Annotated in this window: 6 protein-coding genes and 1 pseudogene; 2 read left to right on the top strand and 5 right to left on the bottom strand. The window is 49.6% G+C overall.

Going from position 1 to position 4,124, the window contains the following annotated elements; genetic code table 11:
* Nucleotides 1-206: pseudogene (locus QZ506_RS19790) on the bottom strand (IS1 family transposase); the annotation flags it as partial.
* Between the two features lie 94 nt (nucleotides 207-300).
* On the opposite strand from QZ506_RS19790, the gene QZ506_RS19785 reads away from it, so the two are divergent.
* A complete protein-coding gene (locus QZ506_RS19785) occupies nucleotides 301-450 on the top strand; it encodes a hypothetical protein (protein WP_291973354.1) in 150 nt (49 codons plus the stop codon).
* A 275-nt stretch (nucleotides 451-725) separates the two neighbouring features.
* Here the strand turns inward: QZ506_RS19785 and QZ506_RS19780 are convergent, their stop codons facing one another.
* From QZ506_RS19780 to sctR, 4 genes are read right to left on the bottom strand one after another with little or no spacing between them, the layout of a single operon-like run.
* The gene (locus tag QZ506_RS19780) at nucleotides 726-1,799 is read right to left on the bottom strand and encodes an EscU/YscU/HrcU family type III secretion system export apparatus switch protein (RefSeq protein WP_291973352.1); all 1,074 of its coding nucleotides are present in this window, start codon (nucleotides 1,797-1,799) and stop codon (nucleotides 726-728) included.
* On the bottom strand, nucleotides 1,792-2,565 hold the full coding sequence (locus QZ506_RS19775) for an EscT/YscT/HrcT family type III secretion system export apparatus protein (protein ID WP_291973350.1): 774 nt from the start codon (nucleotides 2,563-2,565) through the stop codon (nucleotides 1,792-1,794). Before QZ506_RS19775 ends, QZ506_RS19780 begins: the two co-directional genes overlap by 8 nt.
* Complete coding sequence (locus QZ506_RS19770) at nucleotides 2,562-2,828, bottom strand: EscS/YscS/HrcS family type III secretion system export apparatus protein (protein ID WP_222158458.1); 267 nt, start codon at nucleotides 2,826-2,828, stop codon at nucleotides 2,562-2,564. The genes QZ506_RS19775 and QZ506_RS19770 overlap by 4 nt, the downstream gene beginning before the upstream one ends.
* A complete protein-coding gene (gene sctR, locus QZ506_RS19765; protein WP_291973347.1) occupies nucleotides 2,825-3,472 on the bottom strand; it encodes a type III secretion system export apparatus subunit SctR in 648 nt (215 codons plus the stop codon). Before sctR ends, QZ506_RS19770 begins: the two co-directional genes overlap by 4 nt.
* A gap of 464 nt (nucleotides 3,473-3,936) precedes the next feature.
* On the opposite strand from sctR, the gene QZ506_RS19760 reads away from it, so the two are divergent.
* Nucleotides 3,937-4,124, top strand: a 188-nt coding sequence (locus tag QZ506_RS19760; RefSeq protein ID WP_291973345.1) for a helix-turn-helix domain-containing protein, incomplete at its 3' end; no start/stop codon positions are given.

Genomic DNA, 4,124 nt, shown 5'->3' with positions numbered 1-4,124 from the left:
TTGAATATCCGAGCGTCTTGCGATTGAGCCGTTGCAATCGGTTACGCAGTGTCAGATGTGCACGCTCAATACGCTGTGTATACAGCTTGCTAACAATGTGTTTTACTTTTGGAAGTTCGTCGTTGTAAGCCCTGTAGCCATTCGTGTTTGCATGACTGACGACGGTAACGCTGATGGCCACTTTTTCCATCACCTTGTTTTTTCACAGAAGATGTCTGTTCACAAAACGGGCATCTTACATCAACTTTAGCCACTGTATTCCACATACAAAACCGGACATTTAACACTGCAATCAACATATTGAATACACGACCGAAAATATTGACCGATTACGATACGTTCTTATCTGAGCTTGAGCAGATTACGGCGCTGCTTCAGCAGATGATGCATAAAAATTATCACTCGCTGGATGTGTACATCAACAACTTCAATCACTTGAAAATCAGCTAGTTGAAGATCAAAAGATTGCTGGCTGAAGCGTCATTTTCTGACTATCTCAAGACGCACCATGACACGTTATACAACAAATACACCAGCCCGCTTATCGGGATAAGGCTGTATGAAAACCTCTTGACCAATTGTGGCCTACATCAGTGAGTTAATACGCACGCTGACAATCAGTAAACGCGCGATACGTATCGATTTTGCAAAGAGCACAACTCCATATGGTTCTCTTTGCGCTTTGACCGGCACCGTACCTTGGCCCGGTCTTTTTTTTTTGCCTGTCAGTTTGCCTCCTCGCCACCGACCTCCTTGCGAGGCGCGTAATCGATCTGCAAGACAATGCGCAGCAGCGCGGCAACCGGTTCGAAAAGCGCATCAGGGATACGCTCGCCGCATTTCACATCATAAAACAGCGTTCGCGCCAGAGGGATGTTTTCTACCATAGGAATGCCCTCACGTTGCGCCAACTCGACAATGTGTTGCGCCATGGCATCCCTGCCTTTCTCCAACACGCGCGGCACTGGCATCGTCTCGGGATCGTATCCCAGGCAAACCACCAAATGCGTCGGATTGCGCACAATCACCGCCGATTGCCTGACGTTTTGTGCCAGGCTGCCGCTCTGCACTTCGCGCTGTAGGGCACGACGGCGCTGTTTAATATCTGGATCGCCTTCCCGGTTCTTGTTTTCCTGTTTGATATCCTCCTTGCTCATCCGCTGCTGCTTCAACGTATGAAAACGTTGATAGCTATAATCCGCCACTGCCAGTACCAGATAAAATCCCAGCATGCCAAGCCACATAAAACTCATGATGGAGGAAAAAGTGGGTAACGCACAGTGGGGATCGCAGTAAGGCAACGCGCGAAACGTCGACGCGTAGGCATAGAACAACAAGAGAAAAATCACGCACAGCAGCACCACCTTCAAACAGGATTTGAGCAGTTCAACCACGCTGCGCCAGGAAACAATCTGTTTAAGGTTGTTCACCGGGTTAAGTTTGCTCCCCTTGAAACCTACGGCCTTACTGGCAACCACAAAACCGATTTGAATCAGCACGCTGAAAACGGTGGCAACGCTTACCATCGCTCCCAGATAAAGCAGCATCAGCCCGCACTCCTTCACCAGCGCGCGCACAATCGTACCCAGCGCATAGGAGAAAGGGGCATTAATAACGCGCAGAGATTCCTGGATGAGCAAGGTGATGTTTTGTACCAGTACATCGGAAAAAAAATGAAAAAAAAGAAATAAAGCGAGCAGTTGTGCACCAGAAGTCAGCTCAACACTTTTGATCACCTGCCCCTCTTTTTCACCATCCTGCCGCCTTTTTCGGGTGGGTTGCTCCGTTTTCTCACTCATGTTGAACCAACCACTCGCCAACATGCTGGTAGAGGCGTTCGCTCTCCACCAGATAGTGGTGCAACGCATAGGGCAGCGATACGATCAGCAGCAACAAAACCAACAGGCTTTTGATGGGCATAGCCAGAAAGAACACGTTCAACTGCTGCGCCGAACGATTCAACAGCCCCAGCGCCATATCTGTCAACACCATCACTAACACGGCAGGCAAGGAGAAGCTTAAACACAGGTGATAGAGCGCCTGCCACTCCTCCTTGATAAAATCCAACAGCGGCTGATTAAACGCCAGCGTCTTACCAGGCGGTAGGTAATGGTAAGAGTCATACAGTACGCTCAGGTGCAAATTAATACCGCCGCTAATAAAAAACAGCGCACACAGAAACTGGCTGAACAACAAACCAAAAAGTGACGACTGGACAGACATCGCAGGGTTGAATACCGCACTCATGGTTGCACCGCGCAGTGAATCGATAATAAATCCCGCCATATCCACGGCCCAAAAAGGAATTGCGCCGCAGAATCCCAATACCAGTCCGATAAGCAATTCACCGGGAATATAGCTCAACCATGTCCACCCCTCGCCCATATCCTGGGGCATTGGCACCACTGCCAACATCGGCAATGCAATCGCCATTAACACCGCGTTTCTCACTAATGGCGACCCCAAGTTCCCTGCCTGCAACAGCGGAAACAGCAGGGTCATCCCCAGCGGGCGCATCATAAGGAAAGCCAGATGCGCGATCTCTTCGTTAAGCACCAGATTCATGCATGCGCACTTATTTGCAATAGCACCTGGCGTGTATATCCCAGCAGGATGCCGCCAAGCCAGTGATAGGTCGCCATAAGCATCAGCGCCACGGCCAGCAGCTTGATCATAAATTGCAGGGTCTGATCCTGTATCTGCGTCAACGCTTGTAACAAGCTAACCAGTACGCCGACTACACAAGCGACAACAATGATCGGCAATGAGGTCAGCAAGACGATCCACAACAGTTGGGTCATCAGGTGCGTCAGAGTGGCTTCATTCATACGAAACTCTGTACTAACTGAGCAAGGATCAGGTCCCAACCGCCGGCCAAGAGAAAAATCAACAGCTTGAACGGTAAGGCGATAGTCATGGGAGAGACCATCATCATCCCCATAGCCAGCAGGATATTGGACACCAGCAGGTCAATGGCAAGAAACGGCAGGTATATCAATAAGCCGATACGAAACGCCTGGGTCAATTGGCTGACCGTGAACGCTGGCAGCAAAATGAGTAAGGAGTCGTCCTTCACCATGCGACGCGCCTCTTCCGGCCAGGTTTTCGCAACCAGATTCTGAAAATAATGCACCTGCTTATCTTCAGTGTTTTTTATCAGAAAGTGACGATAGGGCGTCAACGCCTGGCTGTCCCAACCGCTCATCCAGGCAGGTTCGCCCTCAACGGCGACAGGATGCCACTGCGCCTTTACCGCAAGCAGCGTTGGGGCCATGATAAACAGCGACAGCACCAGCGCAAGGCCATACAGCGCCATATTTGGCGGCACCTGCTGGATCCCCAGGGCATTGCGCAAGACGGAAAAGACCACCGCCAGTTTGAGAAACGAGGTGCCCATTACGATAATCAGCGGCAGCAGCGAAAGCACAAACAGCAGCGCAATTAACTGCCAGGGAGAGTCAGGTAGTGACATGTGAGTTCCACGCTATAGGGTTAACTTCCCCTTATACCTCTGCTAAACCAGAAGCACCTACCGGGCATTCACCCCATCTTTCCCCCACCTGATAGGACGTGAGATATTTAAAAGGGAAACGTGCGATAAATGTGGATCTACCTGGGACAAACTGGATCTATCTGGGACTGGTTACGGTAATTAAGTTTCACTATGTGAAAGAGAAAACAGAATCAAAATCACCTGCCATTGCATCTTTCCTCAACGATAATCTAGAATCTCGTTTGCTAGTACATCGATTCTTATACTACGTGAGGAAAGTGCAATAAGTGATAACAAAGACCAGAGGCATGACCGCGTTGACTACTCTGACGACTCCAAAGTGTATTAGTCGCGACTAGATCTGACACTTGACCTTGAAAGGTTGAGAGTTACCGGTTTTGATATGGGTGTCTAATCCTTAAACAAAACGCGAGGTAACTCTCATGCTTCATACTAACAATCCCATTATCAAACACAAAGCTGGCCTGCTCAATCTCGCCGAAGAACTCGGTAACGTATCAAAAGCCTGCAAGATCATGGGCGTGTCACGCGATACATTTTACCGTTATCAGGAACTGGCTGCTGAAGGCGGCATTGATGCGCTGGTTAACCAGAACCGCCGGGTTCCGAA

This window comes from Candidatus Symbiopectobacterium sp. (assembly GCF_020054415.1).
Taxonomy (GTDB): Bacteria; Pseudomonadota; Gammaproteobacteria; order Enterobacterales; family Enterobacteriaceae; genus Symbiopectobacterium.
The sequence above is the reverse complement of the archived record's forward strand: the minus strand, read 5'-3'. Positions and strand labels throughout refer to the sequence as shown.